This is a genomic window from Mesorhizobium sp. M7A.F.Ca.CA.001.08.2.1, from assembly GCF_003998455.1.
GTDB lineage: Bacteria > Pseudomonadota > Alphaproteobacteria > Rhizobiales > Rhizobiaceae > Mesorhizobium > Mesorhizobium ciceri.
Map to the genome: position 1 here is coordinate 1 of NZ_RZPW01000845.1, position 2,518 is coordinate 2,518.

Genomic DNA, 2,518 nt, shown 5'->3' on the forward strand with positions numbered 1-2,518 from the left:
AAGCTGGTCGCCGAACCGGATGCCGTGTCCGACGGTTTCGGCTTCGCGCCGAGGCTGATGATCTCGACCGAAGGGTTGGCGGCCACTGGACTGATCCAGCCGGGCAGCCTGGTCGAGAATGCCTACAAAATCCGGCTGCCGGCGGACGCCGACGAGGCAAGGCTCAAGGCCATCCAGGATCAGGCCGCCACGGATTTTCCGGAAGCCGGCTGGTCGATCCGCACGCGCAGCAACGCGGCGCCCGCGCTGTCGTCCAACATCGAACGCTTCTCGCAGTTCCTGACCCTGGTCGGGCTGACGGCGCTGGTGGTCGGCGGCGTCGGCGTCGCCAATGCGGTGCGCGCCTATCTCGACGGCAAGCGCGGCGTCATCGCCACCTTCAAGAGCCTGGGCGCTTCGGGCGGCTTCGTCTTTGCCGTCTATCTCGTGCAGATCCTGATCATAGCCGGATTGGGTATCGTGCTGGGCCTTGTGCTCGGCGCACTAATGCCCTTCGCGGCGAGCGCGGCCTTGCAATCCGTCATTCCGGTGCCGGCCGAAGGCGGCTTCTATCCCGGCGCGCTCGGCATGGCGGCGCTGTTCGGCCTGCTGGTGACGTTGGCTTTCGCGCTGCTGCCGCTCGGCCGCGCCCGCGACGTGCCGGCAACCGCGCTGTTTCGCGAAATGGGGCTGGAAGGCCGCGGCTTGCCGCGCCCCGCCTATGTCGCGGCGGCCATAGGCATCGCGCTGCTGCTTGCGGCGCTGGCCATTCTGTTCTCGGGCGACCAGCGCATCGCCTCGATCTTTGTCGGCGCTACCGTCTTCGCCTTCCTGGTGCTGCGCGTGGTCGGCGCACTGGTGCAATGGGCCGCCAGGAAAAGCCCGCGCGTGCGCTTCGTGGCGCTCAGGCTCGCCATCGGCAACATCCATCGGCCAGGCGCCCTGACGCCATCGGTGGTGCTGTCCCTGGGGCTCGGGCTGACGCTATTGGTGACGCTGGCGCTGATCGACGGCAATCTCAGGCGACAGATCTCGGGCAGCCTGCCGGAACGGGCGCCGAACTTCTTCTTCGTCGACATCCAGAGCGCCGATGTCGCGTCCTTCTCGGCGCTGATCGGCAAGGAGGCGCCGCAGGGCGTGCTGGCCAAGGTGCCGATGCTGCGCGGCCGGGTGATGGCGCTGAACGGTGTCGACGTCGACAAGGTGAAGGTGCCGGCGGAAGGCGCCTGGGTGCTGAGGGGGGATCGCGGCCTGACCTATGACACCAGGCAGCCGGAGAACGCGACGCTGACCGAGGGCAGTTGGTGGCCCGAAAATTACAGCGGCGAACCGCTGGTTTCGTTTTCGGCGCAAGAAGGCAAGGAGATCGGGCTGAAGCTCGGCGACACCATCACCGTCAATGTGCTGGGCCGCAATGTCACGGCCAGGATCGCCAGTTTCCGCCAAGTCGAATGGGAGACGATGGGTATCAATTTCGTCATGGTCTTCTCGCCCAACACATTCGCGGGCGCCCCGCATGGCTGGATGGCGACGCTGACCGAAAAGAGTGCATCGACGGCGGACGACGCCCGCATCCTCAACGCCGTCACCCGCGCCTTCCCGGCGGTGACGACGGTGCGGGTCAAGGACGCGCTCGACGTCGTCAACCGGCTGGTCGGGCAGCTCGGCACGGCGATCCGGGCGGCCGCTGGCGTGGCGCTGATCGCTTCGGTGCTGGTGCTGGCCGGCGCGCTTGCAGCCGGCAACCGGGCGCGCATCCATGATGCGGTGGTGTTGAAGACGCTGGGCGCGACACGCACGACGCTGATATCGGCCTTCTCGCTCGAATATATGCTGATCGGGCTGGCCACCGCCATTTTCGCGCTGGCGGCGGGCAGCGCAGCCGCCTGGTTCGTCGTCGCGCGCATCATGACTCTGCCGTCGCATTTCATGCCGGAGGTGGCGGTGGCAACCATTCTGTTTTCGCTGGTGATCACGGTCGGCATTGGTCTCGCCGGCACTTGGCGGGTGCTCGGCCACAAGGCAGCACCGGTGCTGCGCAACCTGTGACGACAGGCCCGGAACGGGCATCCTGGATTAAATCTTGGTAAGAAAGCCGTCCGAAAAGCCGAGGAAACGGCGCTTCGCCCTCTCACGAACCGTTACATCCGGTTACGGTCTTGTTCTTGACGCGAATAACCATCATATTTCGCCACAGGCATGCTGGAGCCCTGCCAGCGGCGCCTGGGTCCGGAAGGACCTGACACCGGACGGGGCAGAAGCAATAGAGGACTACAATGGCTGATCCCATTCGCAACTACCAGACGCGCGCCGTGCCCGGCGTCGGCGTCGGTGCCGACATCGATCAGGGCCTGCGCGCCTACATGATCAAGGTTTACAATCTGATGGGGCTTGGCCTCCTCATCACCGGTCTTGCCGCTGTCGGCACGATCATGCTGGCCACCACCACCGATCCGGCTTCGGCTGTCGCGACGCTGCCGAGCGGCGAGATGCTGACGTCCTTCGGCTACGCGATCTTCGGCTCGCCGCTGCGCTGGGT

Annotated in this window: 1 protein-coding gene and 1 pseudogene; both read left to right on the forward strand. The window is 66.0% G+C overall.

Going from position 1 to position 2,518, the window contains the following annotated elements:
- The coding region (locus tag EN914_RS31895) for an ABC transporter permease (RefSeq protein ID WP_164779060.1) at window positions 1-2,028 on the forward strand (2,028 nt) is incomplete at its 5' end.
- A 227-nt stretch (window positions 2,029-2,255) separates the two neighbouring features.
- Window positions 2,256-2,518, forward strand: a pseudogene (locus EN914_RS31900) (BAX inhibitor (BI)-1/YccA family protein); the annotation flags it as partial.